This is a genomic window from Sulfuritalea sp. (genome assembly GCF_031426875.1).
Taxonomy (GTDB): Bacteria; Pseudomonadota; Gammaproteobacteria; order Burkholderiales; family Rhodocyclaceae; genus Sulfuritalea.
On record NZ_JASJPC010000028.1, the window covers coordinates 71,868 to 93,432 of the forward strand.

General features: G+C 64.0%; 22 protein-coding genes. 5 read left to right on the top strand and 17 right to left on the bottom strand.

Annotated features, from left to right (window positions below; genetic code table 11):
- Window positions 1–35: 35 nt before the first annotated feature.
- From RMO95_RS13180 to glpD, 10 genes are all read right to left on the bottom strand, one after another.
- A complete protein-coding gene (locus RMO95_RS13180; RefSeq protein ID WP_310451094.1) occupies window positions 36–4,976 on the bottom strand; it encodes a 2-oxoacid:acceptor oxidoreductase family protein in 4,941 nt (1,646 codons plus the stop codon).
- Window positions 4,977–4,999: 23 nt separating this feature from the next.
- Window positions 5,000–5,839 carry a (Fe-S)-binding protein gene (locus RMO95_RS13185; RefSeq protein ID WP_310451095.1) on the bottom strand — a complete coding sequence of 280 codons (840 nt, stop codon included), beginning with the start codon at window positions 5,837–5,839 and terminating at the stop codon, window positions 5,000–5,002.
- Window positions 5,840–6,244: 405 nt separating this feature from the next.
- Complete coding sequence (locus tag RMO95_RS13190; protein ID WP_310451096.1) at window positions 6,245–7,027, bottom strand: DUF3014 domain-containing protein; 783 nt, start codon at window positions 7,025–7,027, stop codon at window positions 6,245–6,247.
- A 137-nt stretch (window positions 7,028–7,164) separates the two neighbouring features.
- Window positions 7,165–8,019: an alpha/beta hydrolase gene (locus tag RMO95_RS13195; protein ID WP_310451097.1), complete on the bottom strand. Its 855-nt coding sequence runs from the start codon at window positions 8,017–8,019 to the stop codon at window positions 7,165–7,167.
- A 30-nt stretch (window positions 8,020–8,049) separates the two neighbouring features.
- Window positions 8,050–8,820, bottom strand: coding sequence for a pentapeptide repeat-containing protein (locus RMO95_RS13200; RefSeq protein ID WP_310451098.1), 771 nt, complete (start codon window positions 8,818–8,820; stop codon window positions 8,050–8,052).
- A gap of 69 nt (window positions 8,821–8,889) precedes the next feature.
- Window positions 8,890–9,366 (bottom strand): hypothetical protein, encoded by a 477-nt coding sequence (locus RMO95_RS13205; protein WP_310451099.1) that lies wholly within the window; start codon window positions 9,364–9,366, stop codon window positions 8,890–8,892.
- Between the two features lie 15 nt (window positions 9,367–9,381).
- On the bottom strand, window positions 9,382–9,780 hold the full coding sequence (locus RMO95_RS13210) for a GFA family protein (RefSeq protein WP_310451100.1): 399 nt from the start codon (window positions 9,778–9,780) through the stop codon (window positions 9,382–9,384).
- 33 nt (window positions 9,781–9,813) lie between these two features.
- Window positions 9,814–10,362, bottom strand: coding sequence for a peroxiredoxin-like family protein (locus tag RMO95_RS13215; protein WP_310451101.1), 549 nt, complete (start codon window positions 10,360–10,362; stop codon window positions 9,814–9,816).
- Window positions 10,363–10,431: 69 nt separating this feature from the next.
- Window positions 10,432–10,761, bottom strand: a complete 330-nt coding sequence (locus RMO95_RS13220) for a TfoX/Sxy family protein (RefSeq protein WP_310451102.1) — start codon at window positions 10,759–10,761, stop codon at window positions 10,432–10,434.
- A gap of 347 nt (window positions 10,762–11,108) precedes the next feature.
- The gene (glpD, locus tag RMO95_RS13225) at window positions 11,109–12,614 is read right to left on the bottom strand and encodes a glycerol-3-phosphate dehydrogenase (protein WP_310451103.1); all 1,506 of its coding nucleotides are present in this window, start codon (window positions 12,612–12,614) and stop codon (window positions 11,109–11,111) included.
- Between the two features lie 209 nt (window positions 12,615–12,823).
- On the opposite strand from glpD, the gene RMO95_RS13230 reads away from it, so the two are divergent.
- The 3 genes from RMO95_RS13230 (at window position 12,824) to RMO95_RS13240 (ending at window position 14,971) form a co-directional block, all read left to right on the top strand.
- Complete coding sequence (locus RMO95_RS13230; protein WP_310451104.1) at window positions 12,824–14,143, top strand: HAMP domain-containing sensor histidine kinase; 1,320 nt, start codon at window positions 12,824–12,826, stop codon at window positions 14,141–14,143.
- 160 nt (window positions 14,144–14,303) lie between these two features.
- Complete coding sequence (locus RMO95_RS13235) at window positions 14,304–14,549, top strand: type II toxin-antitoxin system prevent-host-death family antitoxin (protein ID WP_310451105.1); 246 nt, start codon at window positions 14,304–14,306, stop codon at window positions 14,547–14,549.
- A gap of 14 nt (window positions 14,550–14,563) precedes the next feature.
- Complete coding sequence (locus RMO95_RS13240) at window positions 14,564–14,971, top strand: type II toxin-antitoxin system VapC family toxin (protein WP_310451106.1); 408 nt, start codon at window positions 14,564–14,566, stop codon at window positions 14,969–14,971.
- Between the two features lie 545 nt (window positions 14,972–15,516).
- Here the strand turns inward: RMO95_RS13240 and RMO95_RS13245 are convergent.
- The 6 genes from RMO95_RS13245 to RMO95_RS13270 form a co-directional block, all read right to left on the bottom strand.
- Window positions 15,517–16,131, bottom strand: a complete 615-nt coding sequence (locus RMO95_RS13245) for a hypothetical protein (protein WP_310451107.1) — start codon at window positions 16,129–16,131, stop codon at window positions 15,517–15,519.
- A gap of 101 nt (window positions 16,132–16,232) precedes the next feature.
- Complete coding sequence (locus RMO95_RS13250; protein WP_310451108.1) at window positions 16,233–17,048, bottom strand: hypothetical protein; 816 nt, start codon at window positions 17,046–17,048, stop codon at window positions 16,233–16,235.
- 57 nt (window positions 17,049–17,105) lie between these two features.
- Window positions 17,106–17,666 (bottom strand): rhodanese-like domain-containing protein, encoded by a 561-nt coding sequence (locus tag RMO95_RS13255; RefSeq protein WP_310451109.1) that lies wholly within the window; start codon window positions 17,664–17,666, stop codon window positions 17,106–17,108.
- Window positions 17,667–17,698: 32 nt separating this feature from the next.
- Window positions 17,699–18,088 (bottom strand): hypothetical protein, encoded by a 390-nt coding sequence (locus RMO95_RS13260; RefSeq protein ID WP_310451110.1) that lies wholly within the window; start codon window positions 18,086–18,088, stop codon window positions 17,699–17,701.
- A gap of 41 nt (window positions 18,089–18,129) precedes the next feature.
- Window positions 18,130–18,717: a hypothetical protein gene (locus RMO95_RS13265; RefSeq protein ID WP_310451111.1), complete on the bottom strand. Its 588-nt coding sequence runs from the start codon at window positions 18,715–18,717 to the stop codon at window positions 18,130–18,132.
- Window positions 18,718–19,116: 399 nt separating this feature from the next.
- The gene (locus tag RMO95_RS13270; protein WP_310451112.1) at window positions 19,117–19,389 is read right to left on the bottom strand and encodes a hypothetical protein; all 273 of its coding nucleotides are present in this window, start codon (window positions 19,387–19,389) and stop codon (window positions 19,117–19,119) included.
- 210 nt (window positions 19,390–19,599) lie between these two features.
- Here RMO95_RS13270 and RMO95_RS13275 point away from each other — a divergent pair, with 210 nt between their 5' ends.
- Together RMO95_RS13275 and RMO95_RS13280 are read left to right on the top strand one after the other, a co-directional pair.
- Window positions 19,600–20,586, top strand: coding sequence for an NAD(P)H-quinone oxidoreductase (locus RMO95_RS13275; RefSeq protein WP_310451113.1), 987 nt, complete (start codon window positions 19,600–19,602; stop codon window positions 20,584–20,586).
- Window positions 20,583–21,263, top strand: a complete 681-nt coding sequence (locus RMO95_RS13280) for a DsbA family oxidoreductase (RefSeq protein ID WP_310451114.1) — start codon at window positions 20,583–20,585, stop codon at window positions 21,261–21,263. The genes RMO95_RS13275 and RMO95_RS13280 overlap by 4 nt, the downstream gene beginning before the upstream one ends.
- Here RMO95_RS13280 and RMO95_RS13285 read toward each other — a convergent pair.
- Window positions 21,256–21,504, bottom strand: coding sequence for a glutathione binding-like protein (locus RMO95_RS13285; RefSeq protein WP_409574962.1), 249 nt, complete (start codon window positions 21,502–21,504; stop codon window positions 21,256–21,258). The two genes, RMO95_RS13280 and RMO95_RS13285, sit on opposite strands and share 8 nt — an antisense overlap.
- Window positions 21,505–21,565 lie beyond the last annotated feature (61 nt).

The window sequence follows — 21,565 nt, forward strand, 5'->3', positions numbered from 1 at the left end:
CTCTGTGATCTCTGTGACCTCTGTGGCTCATGGTTTTAGTTGAACTTCGCGGCGCGCGCCATGAGTTTTTCCACGCCCGGTTCCGCCATGTTCCACGGCGTGCCAGGATGGATGCAGCCGGCCGTGCATTTCTCGGCGGCCTTGACGATGTCGGCGAACTTCGCGCCCTTCGGATTGATCACCACGGCAAGCTTCTGCTCGTTGTAGGCGAAGGTCTTCGGCGCCAGCGTGGTGCACTCGTCGCAGGCCGTGCATTCGGGCGTCTCTATCCACACCGGCTCGAAGCCGCCTGCGGCGGGCGCCGCCGTATCGCCAGCGCCAACTCTTGCCGGCGCGACGTCGGCCACGCCGCCCAGGCCGAGGCTGGCGCTGATCTTCGCCAGCAGTTCGGCGCGCACGCGCTCGGTCACCTCGCTGGCATCCGAGGCTTCGGCGTCGAGACCGGCGATGCCGCGCAACTGGCGCCAGAAGTGCAGCCTTTCCTCGGTGGAGCGCACCAGATCCTCGGTGAGCAGCAGGCGCATCAGGCGGTTCTTCTTGTCCACCGCCCAGATGAAGGGGAACTTGCCGTCGCGTTCATCGCGGTCGAGCTGGATGAACTCGGCCACCGGCAGCATGTTTTCGTTCCAGGTCTCCGGCGGCGCCTTCTTGAACTGCTTGAGGAAGCGCGCCTCGGTCGCGGCGAAATCGGCGAAGGTCATCGGCAGTGTCATGGTCTGCTCGGCGCCGGCCTCGTCAACGTATTTGAGGCTGTAGGTCGGCCAGTCGGAATCGAGCGACGGGTTGCCTTCCAGACTGACGCATTCCTTGAAGGTGGTGCCGGCATCGGGATCGAAGCGGAACAGCGGGTAGGCGCGGCCTTCCACCGCCAGCTTGCTCTGGTCCACGCTCTTGTCGTCGCCGACGCCATGTTCCGGCGGGCACACGGCATAGATGTTGAACAGCGCCGGACGCCGGCTGTTCAAGCCATCGACATAGGATTCGAGCAGGTGATTGACGTGGGCGATGGTGCCCGACATGACGTAGGAGGTGCGGTGCGCCATGCCGATCAGCGAGATTTCCTTGCGCGTTTCCTGCTTGCCGCGCGAGGCGCTGCCGAACGGCGCCATATCGGAAACCTGGCCGATGAAGCCCGAGGTGCAGGCCTGGCCGCCGGTGTTGGAATACACCTGGGTATCGACCACCAGGACCTTGATCGGCATGCCCGACATCAGCGCGCGCGACAGGTTCTGGAAACCGATGTCGTACATCGCGCCGTCGCCGCCGATCGCCACCACCGGCGGACAGAGCAACCACTCGTCTGCCGAGAACTTGTTCCAGTTGAAGCGGCGGTAGAAATCCTCGTCGCGATCCGGCAGGTAGTCGCCGGCCAGCTCCTGCTCGGCCATGCGCACGGCCTTGAAGCCGTCGGCCATCTTCGCCATGTGGCCTTCGAACAGACCCATCGCCACCGAGGGCGAATCCTGGAACAGGTGCGAAGTCCAGGGGAAGGGATAGGGATGGAAGGGATAGGTTGAACCCCAGACCGAGGTGCAGCCCGTCGAATTGACAATGCCCATCTCGGCGCGGCCGCGCTTGCTCGGCCCCTCGACGTAACGCCACTTGAGGTCCTTGAGCTTTTCCAGCAACTGCGCGGTGTTCTTCACCCAGGCCGGGTCGAGCAACTGCGAGGGCTTGTCGGCGTTGAGCTTGGTCGCCAGGCTGGACAGGGTCAGGTCGTGGCGGCCGGTCGAGTCGACGGCACGCACCACGGCGCCCGTGTCGGACAGATCGACCGCCGAGGCGAGCTTGACCCGCATGTGCTGTTCCAGACGTGCGATCAGGCCGTCGAGTTTTTCGATGAAGGCCGCCACCCGCGGCTGCATCAGCGCCGTCACGGTCGAGGTGAACAAGTGGATAGCGGTCTTCTCGCCGCAGCCGAGGCAGGCACCGTCGCCGCAGGCCATCGAGTTGTAGTTCTGCTTGTCGAGCAACAGGGTTTCCAGCGCGCCGATCTTTTCGTCGAGGCTGTCTATGCGGCTGTATTCCTTGGGCGTGGTCGGCAGCTCCAGCCAGGTGTTCCAGTCGCGGCGCAGGCGATCCACCGATTCCTCGGTCTGCGTCACCATTTCCAGCGCGTTGTCCTCGCAGACCGTCACGCACAGCGCGCAGCCCTTGCAGGTGTATGGGTTGACGGTGATCGAGAAAAGGCCGCCGCTGCCCTTGGCCTTCTTTTCCATCTGTCCCCAGTAGGGCTTGGTGGTGCCGAACTGGAAGCCGCCGAGCTGGATCTGCAACTGGGTGAACTCGGCCGCAAGACCGGCGCGATCCGCGTCGGGCGCCTCGGCGATGACCTCGTCGATGGCGATGTCGAACAGCGGACGCACCGCGCCGCCCTGATGGTCGACCAGGGCCCGCAGCTTCTTCTCGACGCTGCGCACGGCGCGGCGCAGGAAGCGCGTCGGCGTGCCGGAAGTTTCGATGCGGTTCAAGGCCGTCGCCAGCACGTCGGACACGGAGCTGACCAGGCCCGGAATCGCCGAGTCCGGACATTCCGTATAGCAGTTGCCGCAGGCCGTGCAGTTCTCCGCGATCCATTTCGGATGCTCGAAGCGGATGCCCGTCATGTCGCGATAAACGCCGGTGGCGGCCGGCACCAGCGACATGCCGATGAAGGGATCGACCAGGTTGTCGTTGCCGCGGCCGGTCAGGTAGAAATTCCCGGTCTGTTCCCAGAAGCGATGGATGTCGGCGATCTTGCCGTCGCTGGCCGGCATCTGCTGCAGCATCACCGGCAGGCCGGCATCCTTCTTGACGAAAGTCTTGCGCGTGACGCCGACTTCCTTCTCGGTGATCTCGGTCAGCTCGGTGTAGCCGCGGCGCACCACGCGCAGGTTGTCGGCCACGACGCGCGCGCCCTTGCCGCCGAACTTGGACTGCAACTGCGCCTCGATCGCGGTGAACAGCGCGTCCTCGGTCAGCCCGGCATTCGCCATGGTCGGACTGGCGGCGAAGAAGGCGCCCTGGAAGGCGATACCCTGCATGCGCAACTGCAATTCGGCCGCGCCGGCCTCGTCGCGGGCGATCTGGAAGGCATCGAGATGGAAGACGCGGATGTCATTGTCGACGATGAACTTCTGCGCCCAGAGCGGAAAGCTGGCCCAGGTTTCGCTACCGAGATTGGACTGGATGATGAAGAAGCCGCCCTTCTTCAGGCCCGACAGCGGATTGCTGTGGCCGAACACCGCCGGGTCGGGCGAGAGCACGACATCGACATAGGTGTATTCGCAGTTGATGCGGATCGGTTCCGGCGCTGCGGACAGGTAATAGGTGGTCGGCTGGCCCTTCTTCTCCGAACCGTACTTGGGATTGGCCTTGATGTCCCAGCCGAGCAGTTCGAACAGGGTCATCGCCAGGTTCTTGCCGGTGGTGATCGCGCCCCAGCCGCCGACCGAATGCATGCGCACGGTGATCGCGCCCTTCGGCAGCAGGTTGGGATTCTCCGAGCCGCGCACGCCCATTTCGCGGAGGCGCGGATATTTGTCGGCGAGATCCTGCTGATGCACCTCGTCCTTGGGATTGATCGGGTCGCGGGCGAAGTCGACCGAGAGATAGAAGAACTTGCGCTGCGGCCCATCCGGCAACATGTTCTCCACCGTGCCGATCATCGCCTCGGGCTGCAGGTCGCGCGAACCGAGACCGTAGCAGCCCGAATACAGGCGCGGCAGGTCGCCCGCGCCGTAGCTGGCATAACCGGGGAAGGGCAGTTCGCCGCCCTGGCCTTGGGTGGCCGCCATGCCGTTCTCGACGCACTTCATCAGCACCGCACGCAACTCGCGGATCACCGGCAGGTCTTCGGCCAGCGGCTGGTCGGTGCGCTCCAGCACCGCCACGCCCTTCTTGCCGCGCAGCACATGGCCCAGCAGGTCGCCGGGGAAGGGGCGGAACATGGTCAGATTGACCACGCCGACCTTGAGCTTGCGCGTCTCGCGCAGATAGTCGGCGACCGCTTCGGCCTGCACGATCATGCTGCCCATGCCGAGGATGATGTAATCGGCATCCTCGGTCTTGAACCCGGCGACGCGCTGGTAGCGGCGCCCAGTCAGCCCGGCGTACTGGTCCATGCTGGCATCGGCGAGTGCTTCGATGTGGTCGAAGAAATACGGGCGCTGGCCGGCCGTGGCCTGCATGTAGGCGTCCTGGTTCTGCACCGTGCCCGATACCACCGGGTTGTCGACGTCCCAGATCGCCGGCACGCGGCGGCGCTTGGGCCCGAACAGCATCTGCTGCGCCGGCGTCGGCGTATCGATCAGGTCGTCGGGCTTGCCCAGATACTCGGCCACCAGCTCGCGCTCGGGCAGCAGCGCCGATTCGATCAGGTGGGTGGTGAGGAAGCCGTCCTGGCCGATGATCGCGGGGGTCAGCGACAGCTCGGCGACCTTGCGCGCGATCAGGTTCAGGTCGGCGGCCTCGGTGGCGTTCTTGGCCATGACCTGGATGAAGCCGGTGTCGTCGATGCAGTGATAGTCGTCGTGGCCGGCATGGACGTTGAGCGAGACCTTGGTGATGGCGCGACAGCCCATGTTGAGCACATAGGGCAGGCGCTTGCCGACGGCGGCGTAGAGCGACTCGTGCATGAAGGCGACGCCCTGCCCCGACGAGAAATTGACGGCGCGCAGGCCGGTCATGGCCATGCCGGCGGTGACGCCGGCGGCGGCGTGCTCGGATTCGGGCTCGATGAAAATCAGCGGCCGGTCGGAAATGTTCAGGTGCCCGGCGGCGACCTCCTCGGCCCAGTATTCGCCCATCTGCGTCGAAGGTGTGATCGGGTAGGCGCCGGCCGCGTCGGACGCCTCGCGCTCGACATGGATCACGGCGGTATTGCCGTCGACCGCGTCGCGCAGGCCGGGGTACTTGACCGACTTGGCATCGACGCCGGCGCTGCCGGATTCAAGCAAAGTGGAGGAGAAGATTTTCTTGATCAGCGTGATGGGCATGGCAGCTTCCTAACAATGCGAATTCAATAATGCAGGGGCAACGGATCGTTGCGCAGGATTTTCTTGGCGGCGGCGCCCTTGGCCGCATGGTCGGGCGTTTCGAACCAGACGATGGCGCCGGTCGGGCAGCGTTCGATGGGTGCGCGCGTGGCACGGTCGTTCCAGTCGTAATTGACCACGGCCAGTTGGCCGACCAGTTGCATCAGCTTCAAGGGTGCATCGGCGACGCACTTGCCGCAGGCGGTGCAGGCCACCTCGCAGGAGGCCTCGGCGGTGTCGCCGTCGGCCTGGTTCTTGCACGCCACCCAGAGGCGGTGGCTGACCGGCTCCAGGCTGAACAGGCCCTTGGGACAGACCTCGACGCAGTCGTTGCAGGCCGAACATTTCTCGCTATCGACCACCGGCAGGCCATGGGCATCCATGGCGATGGCGTCGAAGGTGCAGGCCGTGGCGCAGTCGGCCAGGCCGAGGCAGCCCCAGGCGCACTCCTTGCCGCCGCCGGAGACCACGGCCGCCGCGCGGCAGGTCTTGAGGCCTTCGTAGCGGGCGCGCAGGAAGGCCACGTGACGGCCTCCGCCGCAGGCCAGGCGCGCCACTTTTTTCTCCATGGTGCCGGCGGCGACGCCGAGCAGGTCGGCAATGCCCTGGCGCTGTTGCGGCGTGCTGACCGTGCACTGCGCGGGAATGATGTCGCCGCCGACCACCTTCTCGGCGAAGTCGCGACAGCCGGCCTGGCCGCAGGCCCCGCAATTCGACTTCGGCAGCAGGTCCTCGACCTCGCCGATGCGCGGGTCTTCGTAGACGTAAAGCTTCTTGTTGGCAAACGCCAGCAGCAGCGCCAGGATCACGCCCAGCCCTGCCATGAAAGCCCCTGCAACTGCCAGATTGGACAACGACTCCACTACTCCCTGCTCCCTCGCCTGTGCGGTGCGGCGTTTCTTCAAGCGAGAAACAAAGCCGCGCCAAGATCATGGATTTCATGTCGCGCCCCGCACGCGCAACGCGCCACTTGTCGTGGAATGCGCTTGCCGTGGAAAGACAGCGAAGAAAACCGGGTCGGCCGATCCTAGCCTTGAGGGCAGAATCCACCGACCCCATCACAGTGCAGCCGGGAGTTGCTCCCGATCTACAGGGAGAGCCGACGCTTTGGCGTCGGCTCGGGAAAACACGCAAAGCAGGGTTTCGCCCCGCGCGTTCGTGATAGGTCAACTATAAGACCAAAAACCCAACTGTTGAAGTGGTTTGTTTTATTTCCCCATTTGGCGAGTTCATCCTCCGGTCGCCACCAGCTTGCGGATCTCGCCCAGCTTGGCCTTGACCCTGGCGGCGTTGTCCTTCCCCATGCGGATCATGATCTTCTGGCCGGCCGAACGCGCTTCCAGGGCAGGATCGGCGAACTCGTAATTCACCATCGGCCGCACCAGCCTGATCGGGCCGGCAAGGTCCGGCGCGGCCAGCAGATCGTCGATCGCTGCGACCAGGCGATCGTTGAAATAGCCCTTCGGGTTCCCCAACTCCTCGTAGGCCCGCTGGAACAGCGGATAGAAGCGCACATACACCGCGACCAGTTTCGCCGCATCGATTGCGGCAACCACCGACACGTAGGCGGCATAGCGTGCCGAATTGCGCGAGCCGATCACCGGCGTCGCGCCCTTGCCGGCGGTTATGAAGGCCTTGGGCACCCGTTTGAGCGGCATCACGTCGGCCGGCAGCCGCTCGCGCGGAAGATTGTCCACCGTGGCGACGACGCGCCGAATCACGCCCTCGGGGAGAAAATAGGCCCGCCATGTCCGGCCCAGCAATTCGTCAAGCGCCTTCAGCAGCGGCGCATCGCTTTGCTCCAGTTCCGGCAAACCCGTAGCCGTTACGCCGCCCAGCGGATGACGTACGCTCGGCGCCACAACCGGCGCAGGCGCAGCACGCACAGGATCACGGGCTATCTTTGGCGGTGGCGGTGGCGGCGGAGCCTCATCCTGCAGGAAATAGTAGGCCGCCACCCCACCACCGATGAGTACGGCGGCGGCGGCCGCCACCCAGACAGTTTTTTGCATGATGCGATCTCCTTCAATGGTTGCAGGACTGGCTCCACGGTGAGGCCGCATAGCCCTTTATTACAACCATAGTTCATCGGCAAGCGCCCGGCGAATGGCAAATGCCTACGCAGACCGCAAATCGCTACGCCAACGGCCTAATCGCTCTTCGGGATATGCGCCAGCATCCAGTCCAGCAGTTCGGCCGCCACGAGTTCGCGATCCAGGTCGTTGAGCGTCTCGTGGCGGCTGCCGGGCCACAGGCGCAGGCTGCGGTCCGGTCCACCCCACAGATCGAATATTTCCCTGCTGCCGGCCGGGTCGGTCAGCCGGTCGGCATCGCCGTGAAACAGGTACACCGGCACATCGAGTCCCGGCGCCGATACGCGATTGGCCGCCATGATCCGCAGCAGTTCGGCCCCGGTGCGCGCCGGCGGCGCCTGCAGGCTCACCAGCGGGTCACCGACATAGGCCGCCACCGCCGCCGGATCGCGGCTGATCAGCGCCGGATCGAGGCGGGTGCCACGCAGATGCGGCAAGCTGCGCGACAGCAGCGGCGCCAGCGCCACCAGCAGACGCGGCACGTCGCCGCCGATCTTCAGCGCCGCGGACGACAGCACCAGTCCCGCCAGCGGCTGCCTGCGCTGCGCCAGCCAGCGCAGGGCAATCGCGCCGCCCATGCTGTGCCCCATGAGGAATAGCGGGCATCCGGGGGCCAGCTCGTGCGCCTTCACCCGCAGTGCATCGACGTCCAGCAGATAGTCGTCGAAGCGCTCGACATAGGAACGCTCGCCCGGCGAGCGGCCATGGCCGCGCAAATCCACCGAGATCACGCCGATGCCCTGCCGATTGGCCCTTTCGGCGAGAAAGGCGTAGCGACCCGAATGCTCGGCGATGCCATGCACCACCGCGATCATTGCGCAGCAGCCAGGCGGCAGCCAGGCCTGACCCGCCAGGTTCACCCCGTCGGCGGTGCGCAGTTCGAAAGCCAGGTTTTCTCCGCTCATGTTCATGCCGGGTGCTCCGCGCTGGAAGGCCGGGGACTACCGGCGTTCCCTGACAACGAAAGGTTCGACCAAGGCTTCCTGCACCGAATCGCTGCGGTTCAGCGCCTGGTCGAAGCTGGCGTTCCAGACATCGGCATTGGCCAGGTCGGTATCCTGCATGTCGGCCTTGAAGAACACGGCCTGGCGCAGGGTGGCGCCCTTGAGCCGCGTCTGCCTGAGCCGGGCGCCCGTGAAGTCCGCCTGCTCCATCGCCGCGCCGGTCAGGTCGGCTCCGGACAGATCGGTGCCGATCAGGCGGGCACCGGAAAAGACGCCGCGAAACGCGTAGCAGTTGCGGATCGAGCCACCCGAGAGATCGATCCCCTCCATCAGCACGTCCTTCAGGTAGGCGCCGGAAAAATCGGCCCGCGGCGCCCGAGTGTTGATCAGGTTGGCGCCGAACAGGTTGGCGCCGGCGAGATTCGCTCCGCTCAGATCGCCGTCGTCGAAGGTCGCATGAAACAGATCGGCATTGCGCAGGTCCGCGCCGGCAAGATTGGCGCCGGTGAACTTGGCCCATTTGGCGTTGCTGCCGCTCAGATCGGCGGCGGACAGGTTGGCTTTGGTGAAATCCGTGCTTTCCAGCTTGGCGCCGGCCAGCCGCGCGCCGTGCAAATCCCTGCCCGCCAGTTTCTTGCGCGAAAAATCGCAACGGGAGAGATCCGTCGCGGCCTGCGGCGCGGCGCAATTGCCCACCGGCAAGTCGGCGGCGACGGCAGCGACGGCGAACAGCACCGGCAGCACGCCAATGATGACGTATGACTTCATGCCGCGGCCTCCCCGGTCGTATCCCGTGCGGTTTCTTGCGGGTGGCGGTAGATGTGGAAAGGCGCAAGCTCAGTCCCCTGGTTCATTCTTGATCGCTCCCTTGGCAATTTCATAACAGGCATCGACATGCGAGTTGCCCAGGTACATCATCGCCGTCACGCTGAGGGCCGCGGCGGCGGCCTGCCCGGCGACGGGGAGGTACTTGAGCACCTGCTTGGTGGCGAGGCGCACGCCGACTTTCTTCATGGCCGCGACCGCGAGTTGCTTGGTGATCGCCCGCCCTGCCAGGTCGCTGCCGACCTTTTTCAGCATGGCGTAGATCAGCACCTTGTGCCGCGGATCGAGCTCGTCGATCTGCTCCGGCGTGAGACCGAACTTCCGGTTGATCGCCGGAATCAGTTCGAGCAGCAGGCCGATGTCGCCGGCGATGTCCACGCCCGGAATCGGAATCAGCGACATGCCGCCGGAAGTCGCGGCGCGGCGCCTGACCATGACCTTGCAGGAGACGCGGGTCTTCTCCAGTTCGGTCAGGGAGTTCGGCGGCATGCGGCTCCCCGGTCGCTAGGGCTTGCGCTCGGCATAGCGCGGATGCGTATCGCCGACATCCCACCAGGATGCCTTCGAGTCGACGAATATGTGGAAAACATTGTCGCAGGCGAAGGGCGTATCGACAGTGCCCAGGCGCAAGCGCCTGACCCCCGGCAGATCGTCCTTGGCCGAGTAAATCGGACTGCCGCAGCGCGAACAAAATACCCTGGCCTTGTCCGGCGAGGAACGGTATTCCCTGAGCAGTTCGGCGCCTGTGATGAGTCTGAATTTGTCCAACGCCACCGGGGTCACCGCGGCAAAAACCGACCCCTGCGCCTTGCGGCATTGCGCACAATGGCAGATCGAAATCTCACCGATCTCACCGTCATACTGGTAGCGGACGCCGCCGCACAGGCAACTACCTTCGATCATGGGCCACTCCTTGCAGGCACACGGACGGGCGCCTCAGACCGCGCCAACATATTCGCCGCGCGCCGGATAATCCTTGGCGATGGCGAAATCGATCGCCCCCAGCAGGTCCTGGAACTGCGGGCGGGCGAAGGGCATGGTCTGCACCGCGCCGTAATACAGCGTGCCGTCGGGCCGCACGATGAACACGCCGGGTTCGCTGAACAGGGCCGGTTCCTCGATGCCGATCGAGGTCTTGCCGCGCGAGGCGCTGATGTACAGCCCCCATTGGCGCGCGCTCTTGAGGCTCAGGCCATAGCCGAACCTGACTACCGCTGCGTTGACCTTTTCCGCCATTTCCCTGCCGCGCGCCTCGTCGTCGCTGCTGACGGCGACGATCTGCACGCCGCGCGCCGCGAACTCCGGCGCCAGGCGTTCGAGTTCCATCAGGTATTTGGTGCAGATCGGGCAATGCAGGCCGCGATAGAACACCACCAGATCGAAGCGCTCGCCGGGTGCCGCACCGAGGACAAAACGGCCGCCCGCGGTCAGCGGGACATTCAGCGCCGGGACCGGGTGGCGCGGCAACAAGGCTGTCGGGTTCATGGCGGTTTCCTTTCGATAACAGGGGACAAGGCGGGCGCGACGGGCGCCATCCGAATAGTAGGAGATACTTCATTTGGGCGGCAAGGAATCGACGAATCGGCAACATTCCCCGAGCCAGTCCCGGAGTCCGGCATCGGACTCGAATCCCGGCGGATCGACGTACACATAGCCCTTCATCGGCCGCCCGGTGAAATCCATCTGGCGCACATGCGGTCGGCGCAGCGCGGCAGCGTAGCCGGCTGGCCCGACGCGGGCCATCAGCGTGTCGCCGAGTATGCCGACCGCCATGTGGCCGCCCAGCATGAAGGCCAGGCCGCCGAACATCTTCCTCTCGGTCACGTCGCTGCGCGACCGCAGCACGTCCCGAATGCGCTCCGCCAGACCCTCGTCGAATGCCATCGCGATCTCCCGATTTGCTCACTGTCCGCCGCCGGTCGAAGCCGTAGCCGCCGCGAGTACGGCAAATCTTGCCACGCCATGTGCCATAGCGCACATGGCGTGGCCGCGTTGCGGCTTATGCTGAGCGTCATAGTCAAGCGGAGCTTCTGATGAATAGATTTTGCGCGGAACGCCCGATCCAGGCAACGGCAGGGGCGGACTTCAATCCGCCATCCACCTCCGGCCGACTGAAGTCGGCCCTACTACGCCATCCCATGCTTGGCCGACAGGCGTCGGCCCTGCAGCACCAACCATCCCGGCCGGCTGAAGCCGGCCTTACGATGGCCACAGCACTTGCGAAGCAGACCCTAGCCGCCCATGCGGCGCGCGACCCGCTGGCGCTGCTCCGGCGTCATGTGCAGGCCGCATTTGCTGCGGCGCCACAGCACATCGTCGGCCGAGCGCGCCCACTCGCGGGCGATCAGCCATTCCAGTTCGCGTTCGCACAGCCCGCCGCCGAAATCCTCGCCCAGATCGGCCAGGCTGCGGGCATCGCCCAGCAGGCCGCCCAGCTCGCTGCCGTGGCGCCGGGCCAGGGCCGTGCACAGCGGGGCCGGCAGCCACGGAAAGCGCGGCGCGATCTGCTGCGCGACGAATTGCTCCAGACCGCCTGCCGGCAGGTCGCCGCCCGGCAGGGTCGAGCGCTCGGTCCATGCCGGCCGGCGCTGCCCGAGGGCGGCAGCCAGGCGATCGACCACCTGCTCGGCAAGACTGCGATAGGTGGTGAGCTTGCCGCCGAACACCGACAGCACCGGCGCCTGCTGATGGCTATCGAGGCGCAGGGTGTAATCGCGGGTGATGGCCGCGGGATCGCCCGAGCCGTCGTCATACAGCGGGCGCACGCCGGCAAAACGCCAGACCGCATCCTGCGGCCGCGGCGCCTGCTGCAGGTAGCGGCCGGCGGCGGCGCACAGGTAGGCGGCCTCCTCCGCCGTGGCCTGCGGCCGCAGCGGGTCACCGGTCTCCGGCACGTCGGTGGTGCCGAGCAAGGTGAAGCGTCCCTCGTAGGGAATCATGAACACCACGCGGCGGTCGTCGTTCTGCAGGATGAAGGCATGCTCGCCCGGGTACAGCCGCGGCAGCACCAGATGACTGCCGCGCACCAGCCGCAGCGAATCGGCAGACGGCACGCCGAGCCGCTGATTGAGGACTTGCTTGACCCAGGGTCCGGCGACATTGGCGATCGCACGCGCCTGCAGGGTTTCGCCGCCGGCCAGTTGCACTTGCCACAGGCCGCCGCTGCGCCGCGCAGCGACGAGTTCGGTGTGCGGCAGGATGCGCGCGCCGAGTCGCGCCGCATCGCGCGCGTTGGAGATCACCAGCCGCGCGTCGTCGGTGCGGCAGTCGGAATACATGAAACCGTGGCGATAGCGGTCCTGCAAGCCGGCGTGCAAGGGGCCGCGATCGAGCCGCACCGAGACCGAGCGCGCCAGCAGCGAATCCGCATGATGGCCGCCCAGATGGTCATAGAGGAACAGGCCGGCGCGGATCATCCAGCGCGGGCGCAGCCACGGCACGTGGGGCATGACGAAGCGCGTCGGCCAGACCAGGTGCGGCGCCATGCGCAGCAGCGTTTCGCGTTCCGCCAGGGCTTCGGCCACCAGGCGGAACTCGTACTGTTCGAGATAGCGCAGGCCGCCATGGACCAGCTTCGAGGAACACGACGAAGTGGCGCCGGCCAGGTCGCCGCGTTCCACCAGGGTCACCGAGAAGCCGCGGCCCGCGGCGTCGCGCGCGATGCCGGCGCCGTTGATGCCGCCGCCGATGACCAGCAGATCGACGGGCGGAACCGAGGGCGGGTTGTCGGCGGGCATGGAAGCGCATGTTACGCCGTGTCGGACTCTGTCTGCCGGGGGCGTCGCTGCGCGGGCCGGCATGCGCCAACTTTCGAAATCCGCGCAGCCAATCCCCTACAAGTCGAATGGCATTATCCGAACGGCTGCCGCGACGCCGCCGGCGGTAGAATGTTTTTCCCGAGCTATCCCAACCTGTCCGGCATCGACCGGAAAAACGGGGGCACCCAATGGATGTGATCACCTGGTTTGTTCCGCCCAACGCCCTGCCCGATCCGCGCCGCAACACAAGGCACCGGGGCATCGCGAAATCCCTGCTGACCATTTCGCTGGTGGTGTCGCTGATGTACCTCGGCGTCGCCTTCGTGCGCGGCACGATGCCTTTTGCCGAGCACGTCATGTTCGCCGCCGGCATCCTGACGCCGGTGCTCGGCGCGCTGCTGATCCGCGTCACCGGCGACATCAGCCTGGGCCTGGTGGTGACCAATATCGGCGGCATCCTGGTCATCGCGGTCTGGGCCTTCCTCACCGGCGGCATCACCTCGATCGCCCTGCCCGGATTCCTGGCCAACATCGCGCTGCTGAGCACGTTCGGCAATCCCGCCATCCTGCTGGTGATGGGCGCCATTCTGGGCGCTGCGCTGCTGTTTCTCTATACGGCGACGATGCAGAGCTGGCTCCCCATCAGCATGATCCCGAATACGGAAATGCCGGGGCTGATGCTGACCTCGATGCTCGGTTCGGTCGGCATTGTGGTGCTGGCCGGCTTCGTCGTGGCGCGCGACCGCGCCCAGGTCAAGACCATGCTGCGCACCGCGCAGCGTGCTGCGGAACAGTCGAGCCGGGCGAAAACCGTATTCCTGACTTCGATCAGCAATGAATTCCGTACCCCGCTGATCACCATCCTGGAACTCGCCGAGCGGCTGCGCGCAGAACCGGCGAATAGCTTGACCAAGGAACAACTGGCCAACATCGGCCACATCACCAACGCCGGCCGGCACCTGCTCGGGCTGGTGACGCAGGTGCTGGACATGAGCCGCATCGAGGCGGGCGAGCTGAAGCTGAACATGGAACCCATCCATACCGACCAGTTGATCCCGCCCTGCCTGTCCCTGGTCGCGCTGGCCGCCGAAAAGAAAAGCGTCAGCCTGGTCGACGACTGCAGCACCGCGTCCGACTGGATCGTCTGGGCCGACCGTGCGATGGTCAAGCAGTCGCTGCTGAACCTGCTATCGAATGCGGTGAAGTTCAATCGCGAGGGCGGCAGCGTCACGATCTCCTGCCAGCGTGCGGGAACCGCCTATCTGCGCATCAGCGTGACCGACACAGGCATCGGCATCGCCAGCGACTGGAAGAACGAATTATTCGAGCCGTTTTCCCGCCTTGGGGCGGAAGCCGGAAACTTCCAGAGCGCCGGGCTCAGCCTCGCCATCTCGAAACAGCTGATCGACAGGATGCGCGGCCGCATCGGCTACGAGTCGACCGTGGGAATCGGCAGCACCTTCTGGATCGAGTTGCCGCTGGCCGAGTCCAGCGCCTTGCGCGCTTGAACGCCCTCCTCCGCACCGCCAGGCCGGCACAATCCAAGGCGGGTCAATGGCTGGACCAATGGATGGCAGAGCATCAGCCCACACGAGGCGTCTCGGCACCGGGTCGCCAACGCTGCCGCAGTTTGTGCTATTGTTCAAAATGACCTGTTGGAGAAATTAAATGACCATACACGCTGTCAGCGTCACCGAGTTCAAGGCGCATTGCCTCGATGTTATTCGTCAGGTCGAGCAAGACGGCAACGCCGTCGATCTGACACGCCACGGCAAAGTGGTGGCGCGCCTGGTACCGACGCCGCACAAGGCACAGGGCATCCCGCCGTGGTTGCGCCTGCGCGACCGCGGCCGCCTCACCGGCAAGCCCGAAGCCTCGGTGCTCGATGCCACCGACTTCGACGCGTTGCGCTGACCGGCGTGCACGCAATGCCTACCCTGCTGCTGGATACGCACGTCTGGCTGTGGTGGCTGCTTGGCCAGCCCGAGCTTTCCGAGTCTGAACGCATTGCGCTCGACGCCCTCGCCGCCTCGGGCACGCCACCCGGAATCTCCGCCATCAGCCTTTGGGAGGCTCAAATGCTCGCCAGCAAGGGGCGGCTCGCGCTTGATGCTCCGCTGACCCATTGGCTACCGACCGCCGCCGCTACCGAGACGGTGACCGTGCTACCGCTCAACCTCGGTGTCATCCTCGCGCTCGATGCCCTGCCCGCCAGCTTTCACGGCGATCCGGCCGATCGGATCATAGTTGCCACCGCTCGCGCCCATGGCCTGCCGCTGGCCACACGCGACAGCAACATCCGCCGTTCCAGAGCCGTAAAACTCTGGAAGCCATGAGACTTGTGCTGGCGACAACCGCCGGCTGAGACGCCCGCCTGACTCGTCGCCCGGCCACCTGTGGCGCAACGCCGTGGCGCCAGCACCGACTCTTGGCGCTACCTCCCGTCCTGGCTCAGTTTACGGTTCGAAGCGACGCAGTCGCGCAGATATGGATTGAAGAGGCTTGGACAGAGAATGCCAGCCACGAGTCGGTGCTGGCGGTGCGACGATGAGCATGGTCGCAAAACAAATGTGCGGCCCTACATAGTCGCGCTACTGGTAGCTGACGATCGCGCTATGCTGGACCCGTCACTACGGCGGAGCGGCGCATAGCACTTTGACGAAGTAGTCTCCAACGTATCCGCCAGTCACGCGGACGGTGACCAGGTCGGCGCCTGACCAATGACACATTAGTCAGTTGAAATTGCGATATGAATTGTGAACCCTGCGATTCCAGGCGGTACGCGTCGTCGTTGAAGATTTGACTCGTCGCGATAACGGCAATACCGTATAAAAAATGCGGGTACATTTCTGTACCCGATCCTGTTCTTGCGAACCGGCGCTCAGTTGTTGACGAGCGTCCTGGTATTCCGGTTGTAGGGGCTCCCCGCCCAGTTCGTGTCTTCGTAGACCTCTTTGGCCGTGCACCCGATGGACGGGGCGTACCAGCGGACCGATTTCATCCTGCCCGACCCCGAATTTCCATTCGACATCGTCGACCGGTAGTGGCCTTCGTAGGTAATCTTGACCGTAACGAGCTCGCCGATTTTCTCCTCGCCGACTACGGTGCCGACAAGCTCATACGAGCCGCGCATGCCGTTCGTTTTCGTGTAGCTCGCCTTCACTTCCCACGTCTTGCCGACGTAGAGCGGGAAAGCGAGATATTCCGAATCGGGCGTGTAGGTGGTGTCGCCCCAAGAAAGTGCGTTGAGATCCAGGGTCGTCTCGAAATTTCCGAGAGCACCCGATTTGGTTTTCTTCACAAAGCCGTAACCGCGATCGGAAACCGAAGCAATCGTCAGCGAGTATTCGTCGGTTACGACACCCGTCCAGTCGTCGATTTGCTTGTAGGAACAGGTGTCGCCGACCTTCTTCTGCGGGCGATTCACCTGAGTCTGTGCGCTCGCCGTAGCAGAGGCGAGGACGAGAAACGCAATAGCTGCAACAAGGGTACGCATGGCTGTGTCCTTTCAAAGAGTTCATGGGAAGCAGGACGCCCGTCTTGCTTCTGTCACGCTGCTATGACTTGAGTAAGGGTGTACGTCCTCGATAGCGCGGCCTATTGAGTCCCGAACAGTCCTTTGAGAGAATTCTTCATCTCGCTCAAGAAATCACCAGATGAAGCAGACGGGGAACCCTCTGTCTCGCGCAGGCCATCTTGCTTCGTGCCTTCCTGCAAGCTGCTAGCGGTTTGGTTCTCGGTCGGGGGTTGGTCTGCCGCAAGGGCGATGATTTTCTTTGCAAGCTCGGCATTTGCGAGATTTGATATCTCTTCGTCAGACGGGGGCCGCTTCTCGCCGACCAGCACCTTGAGCGTTACCGGAATTGTCACGATGGTGCTATTGGTACTGCGTGCGTAGATCGACGTGAGGTATTCCATCGTGATGTTTGCGCGCTCAAGCGACCACGTGTTCATGGTTGTATTCGTGGTCGTCATCTTGGTGAACACGACAGCGTCAGCATTTGTGACACCACATACTTTGGAGAACGTATCTCTCGCTTCGGTGGTCGTCATAAGCTTCAGATCATCGGACAGGTTCAGCATTTTCAGTGCGGAAGCCACGCGCGATGGCGATATCACTGCGAATTGACCGCCCTCGGATAGCGCCTCCGCGAGCGAGACAGAGGTGCCTCGCGTTTCCGGCCAGACGGCCAGGCTCTTTAGGTTCCTGACCAGGGCTCTTTGATCACTGGTTACCTTGCTCACGTCTATGGATATTTCCATCGACCCGCCGGTGGTTGTCTGAACCAGCTTGAGGCCGGCGTATCCGACGCCAGCGACTTCGGCAGCGATCAGGGGTACTACGGCGGCGGCGCACCCGCCGAGCAACAAAGCTGTCGCGACGGCAACGCTTACCGTTGGTACTTTTGACATGCTCGCCCCAAAAGTGATGCAATCAATGGCGTTCTGCTCGCGTGATTCGTTCGCCGGCTACCAATTGAAGCGTTCCGGTTTTATCCGTTCGAGCTTTGCATCCGTCCACGCATTCGTTCCGCCGCGATACCAGATCACGTCCCGGTATCCGGCTTCGATGGCATGGAGCGAAGCGTTGTACGAGAGCCAGCATTCGGAGCTAGCGCAAAGGAACACGATGGGGCAGGCCTTGTCTCCATTGGTGAGCTTTTCAAGCGCTGCCGAGAATCGGAGTTTCTCCGCGTAGAAAAACTGGCCGTCTCCGGCACCGGACAGCCAAAGTGCGCCGGGGATCGACGTTCTCGTAGAACTGTCGAGGACATCGACGACGATGACCTGCTTATTCGATTCAAGAAGCGCCTTGAGTTCGAGGGTCCGTATCACGCGACCGCCAGGAATCGCCGTTGGCGTGTTTGCGTGGTACGGCGCTCCCTTTGGAGTCGTCCTGGCCTCGACTCCCCAATCCTTGTCTTCGAAGGAGAATGCGGCGGATGGTTGCGGGTTTTGTGGGAAAGGAACTTGTCCAAAAGCGAGTACAGAGGATAGGAATGCGAAAATCGCAAGAAGTATTTGGCGCATGACGCTCCTTCCGGATAACAGAGTATTGCGAGTTACATCTTGAGTTTCTCGGCCCGCTTCTCACCGTCGCGGTACATGGCGACGCACGCCATGGTCGCAACCTGCCTCCTGATCCAGTTGTCGCGAACGGATTCCATGCCGGCGGGCGTGAAGACCCGGTAGGTACTGGCGATGGCTTTCACATCGAACGGCGTCTTGGTCTTACAGTTCGAGTCCATCTGGTCCTTGTACCGATGCGATGCCGCTGTCACGGCGTCCTTGTATTCTTGCCCGCCGCCCGCCCACATAACTTCAAGGATGAAAGTCAGGTCGTTGGCGGCCACCGAGGTAGCCACCGGCTTCTTCTTCGCGGCGGGTGCCGCCTGGGCACCCATGCCCAGAAGAGCGAGAACGACGAAGAGAAAAGTTATTAGCTTTTTCACGGCAATCTCCTGAAATGTTCATGAACCACGGACTTGGTCTCTTAGTGACCAGTCGCTGTTTCGGCGGGGATGGCAACCCGCTTTTGTGCATCCCTGACCTTCTGTACCAGGAGAGGAGCAATCTCGGCGGCGGCGGCTTTCGCCTCGACATTGGAAATGCCGCCGTTGATCGTTTTTCTCCCGATGGCGACCATGAGGTCTTTACCCGGTACTTTGATGAAGGTATCGGCAAGGATCATGTCTTCGGAAAGGCCGAACTTCTGGTGGATCATCACGAACATGACAGCGATGTTGATGCCGCTCGTCTCGTTCTTGACGATGCTGCAACTGCCTGCAGAGAGAGGTCGTATGGAGACGTCCGTGAACCCCGCGTCAGCCATCCCTTTACCGAGCTCAGAGACAAACGTCCCTACCTCTTTCTGGATGAACTCGGAAAACTCTTCTTTCGAAGCCGGTGTCGAACTGGAAAAGACCGTCGGTTGCTTGTAGTAACAGCTAAAGACTGCAGCTTTGTTTGTTGCTGGAAGCATCAGATTCGCCACTTCGGGCGGTACCGGATTCGTCGATGTTGTCGCGCAGCCAGTCAAGAACGCCAGCAGAAGCGCATACAGGACGTGGATAGCTTTCATGATCCCTCCCTCAAAAGCGTGTCTCTGTGGCGTTCGCGCATCGCTCCCCTCACATCCTTTGTGCTCTCTGGCACCGTTTACTTAAGCAGCGGGGATCGCTGAACCGAGTTTTCTTGCGCGGGGCACGCTAGCGAGCAAAGAGCATATCAGATAAGAAAACAATAACGCAAGCATAAATGTACGCATGTTGTTTTTGTATACCGCTAATAGACTCGCCGCATGAAGCGACGAACAAAAGTTTCGCAGGCGGCGCTGGTTATCTCGCCAGGGAGCCGGAGCGAAGGAGGCATCCGGCTTGGCGAGACACGGGGGCTGGTGGCGCCGGTCCCCAATAAGACAACAACGGTAACCCTCCGCTTATCGGGCCAGTGGCATGTCCTGTGGGAGAGGCTCAAGGCATCAGTGCCGGATGTCAGCGATGCCGAACTTTTGCGGCAAGGAGTGGCGCTTCGGATGGCTTTGGCCGCCGTCGATGGCAAAGGACAGAAGCCGAAAGCCTTCATCCAGTTCCACGATCAGGCCGGAAAGCTCACTACCGTCGACCTGGAGGAACACGTCGGCATCCGGGCTCCAGAAGACCACTGAATTTGACAGGCGAATACGTTCTGACGACACTCGAATCTGTGCGCCCATCGGCGCCGTGACGCTCAATCCAGAACGTGACACCATCATAAAGATGCATTTGATGGGAAACCATATTCCGATTGTTGGCCGCATAACCGAGGCGGCAACCACCTTGACGCGCGCCGCCTATTGAAATCCTACATCTGGCGCGCCCCGCAGCAATGGGAAGAGCGCAGGCCGGCGCGCGCCAGGCGACGATGCTGCCAGCCCGCCGGGGCTGCTAGACTCGCGGCAGTTTCCCCGATGGAGCACCCAACAATGAAATACATAGACCACGGCACCGGTGGCCCCGCCGACTGCATGACGCTGACCGAGGGCCCGGTGCCACAACCCGGCCCCGGCCAGATCCTGATCGAGGTGGTGTGCGCCGGCGTGAATCGGCCCGACGTGCTGCAGCGCTCGGGCCGTTACCCGCCGCCGCCGGATGCCTCGCCGCTGCTCGGCCTGGAGGTTGCCGGGCGTGTCGCGGCACTCGGCGCCGGCGTCACGCAATGGAAAGTTGGCGCTGGCGTGACGGCGCTGACCCCGGGCGGCGGCTACGCCGAATTCTGCGTGGCGGCGGCCAGCCATGCGCTGCCGATCCCGGCGGGAATGGACTTCGCCACCGCGGCGGCGCTGCCCGAAACCTGGTTCACGGTGTGGGCCAACCTGGTCGACCTGGGCCGCCTCAAGCGCGGCGAGCGGTTGCTGGTGCATGGCGGATCGAGCGGCATCGGCCTGGTTGCGATCCAGCTGGCGAAGCACCTCGGCGTCGAATGCATCGTCACCGTCGGCAATGAAGAAAAGGCGGCGTTCTGCCGCGCCGCCGGGGCCGCCCACGCGATCAATTACCGCAGCTCCGACTTCGCCGAGGAGGTGAAGACGCTGACCGCAGGCGCCGGCGTAGACGTGATTCTCGACATGGTCGGCGCGCCCTACCTGCAACGCAACCTGGCCTCGCTGCGACGCGACGGACGCCTGGTGTATGTGGCCTTCCTCGAAGGCAGCAAGGGCGAGGCCGACCTGATGCCGGTAATGCTGAAGCGCCTGACCATCACCGGCTCGACCATGCGGCCGCGCACGCCGGCCGAGAAGACCGCGATCCGCGATGCGCTGGCGGCCGAGATCTGGCCGGCGCTGGGACGTGGCGAACTGCTGCCGCACCTGTTCGCCCGCTTCCCGCTGGCGCAGGCCGCCGCGGCGCATCGCCTGATGGAATCCAGCCGCCATATCGGCAAGATCGTGCTGGAGGTAGCCGGGTCATGAATACCCTGAGCATCGATGTCGTTTCCGACGTGGTCTGCCCCTGGTGCTTCATCGGCAAGCGCCATCTCGACCGTGCCCTGGAACTGTGGCGCGCGGAACAGCCGGCTTGCGCGGTGACGGTGCGTTGGCGGCCCTTCTTCCTGAATCCGGATACGCCCGAAGCGGGCGAGCCCTACCGGCCCTTCCTGGAAAAGAAATTCGGCGGGCCCAAGCAGCTCGAAGAACTCTGGCAGCGCGTCAGCGAGGCGGGAAGCAAGGCCGGCATCGCCTTCGCCTTCGCCTTCGAGAAGATAGAACTGCGCGCCAATACGCTCGCCGCGCATCGCCTGATCCACCTTGCGCAGAAAGTTGGTGCTGACAACACGGCGATCGGCGGTCTGGTCGAGGCGCTGTTCGCCGCACAGTTCCTCGAAGGCCGGCATGTCGGCGACCGCGCGGTGCTGGCGGCGGTGGCCGGCGCCTGCGGCATGGATGCGGAGGCCGTGGCGCGCTATCTGGAAAGCGCCGAAGATGCCGACGAGGTGCGCGGCGGCGCAGCGGAAGCCCGGCGCCTGGGCATCAGCGGCGTGCCCATGTTCATTTTCAACCAGCGCCTGGCGGCCTCCGGCGCACAACCGCCGGACGCCTTGCTGCAGGTGATGCGCGAAACCATGCGCGCGGCGGCGACGCCTACTTGAGCAGGCCTTCTTCCTTGAGCGCCTGCTGCACGCCGGGACGTGCGGCGACGCGCTTGATGTAGGCGGCCAACAGCGGGCGGCCCTCGCGCACATCGAGGTTGACCAGGCGTCCCCAGCCGAGCATGGTGAATAGATAACCGTCGGCCACCGAAAATTCGCCCAGCAGGTAGTCGCGGTCGGCCGGTCTCTTCTCGATCACGTCGAGGCGGCGACCGATCAGTCCGCGCACCACGGCTTCCATTCTTCGGGCGCGGCAGGGTTGAACAGCGGGCTGATGGACCTGTGCAGCTCGGTAGAAATGT

Bases quoted from the DNA above. Each gene is read 5' to 3' on its own strand.
- RMO95_RS13205 (WP_310451099.1), bottom strand. From the start codon at position 9,366: ATGCCGCCGAACTCCCTGACCGAACTGGAGAAGACCCGCGTCTCCTGC.
- RMO95_RS13245 (WP_310451107.1), bottom strand. From the start codon at position 16,131: ATGCGTACCCTTGTTGCAGCTATTGCGTTTCTCGTCCTCGCCTCTGCT.
- RMO95_RS13215 (WP_310451101.1), bottom strand. From the start codon at position 10,362: ATGAACCCGACAGCCTTGTTGCCGCGCCACCCGGTCCCGGCGCTGAAT.
- RMO95_RS13220 (WP_310451102.1), bottom strand. From the start codon at position 10,761: ATGGCATTCGACGAGGGTCTGGCGGAGCGCATTCGGGACGTGCTGCGG.
- RMO95_RS13195 (WP_310451097.1), bottom strand. From the start codon at position 8,019: ATGAACATGAGCGGAGAAAACCTGGCTTTCGAACTGCGCACCGCCGAC.
- RMO95_RS13180 (WP_310451094.1), bottom strand. From the start codon at position 4,976: ATGCCCATCACGCTGATCAAGAAAATCTTCTCCTCCACTTTGCTTGAA.
- RMO95_RS13275 (WP_310451113.1), top strand. From the start codon at position 19,600: ATGAAATACATAGACCACGGCACCGGTGGCCCCGCCGACTGCATGACG.
- RMO95_RS13240 (WP_310451106.1), top strand. From the start codon at position 14,564: ATGCCTACCCTGCTGCTGGATACGCACGTCTGGCTGTGGTGGCTGCTT.
- RMO95_RS13200 (WP_310451098.1), bottom strand. From the start codon at position 8,820: ATGAAGTCATACGTCATCATTGGCGTGCTGCCGGTGCTGTTCGCCGTC.
- RMO95_RS13230 (WP_310451104.1), top strand. From the start codon at position 12,824: ATGGATGTGATCACCTGGTTTGTTCCGCCCAACGCCCTGCCCGATCCG.
- RMO95_RS13235 (WP_310451105.1), top strand. From the start codon at position 14,304: ATGACCATACACGCTGTCAGCGTCACCGAGTTCAAGGCGCATTGCCTC.
- RMO95_RS13190 (WP_310451096.1), bottom strand. From the start codon at position 7,027: ATGCAAAAAACTGTCTGGGTGGCGGCCGCCGCCGCCGTACTCATCGGT.
- RMO95_RS13270 (WP_310451112.1), bottom strand. From the start codon at position 19,389: ATGATGGTGTCACGTTCTGGATTGAGCGTCACGGCGCCGATGGGCGCA.
- RMO95_RS13250 (WP_310451108.1), bottom strand. From the start codon at position 17,048: ATGTCAAAAGTACCAACGGTAAGCGTTGCCGTCGCGACAGCTTTGTTG.
- RMO95_RS13265 (WP_310451111.1), bottom strand. From the start codon at position 18,717: ATGAAAGCTATCCACGTCCTGTATGCGCTTCTGCTGGCGTTCTTGACT.
- glpD (WP_310451103.1), bottom strand. From the start codon at position 12,614: ATGCCCGCCGACAACCCGCCCTCGGTTCCGCCCGTCGATCTGCTGGTC.
- RMO95_RS13280 (WP_310451114.1), top strand. From the start codon at position 20,583: ATGAATACCCTGAGCATCGATGTCGTTTCCGACGTGGTCTGCCCCTGG.
- RMO95_RS13210 (WP_310451100.1), bottom strand. From the start codon at position 9,780: ATGATCGAAGGTAGTTGCCTGTGCGGCGGCGTCCGCTACCAGTATGAC.
- RMO95_RS13255 (WP_310451109.1), bottom strand. From the start codon at position 17,666: ATGCGCCAAATACTTCTTGCGATTTTCGCATTCCTATCCTCTGTACTC.
- RMO95_RS13285 (WP_409574962.1), bottom strand. From the start codon at position 21,504: ATGGAAGCCGTGGTGCGCGGACTGATCGGTCGCCGCCTCGACGTGATC.
- RMO95_RS13185 (WP_310451095.1), bottom strand. From the start codon at position 5,839: ATGGCAGGGCTGGGCGTGATCCTGGCGCTGCTGCTGGCGTTTGCCAAC.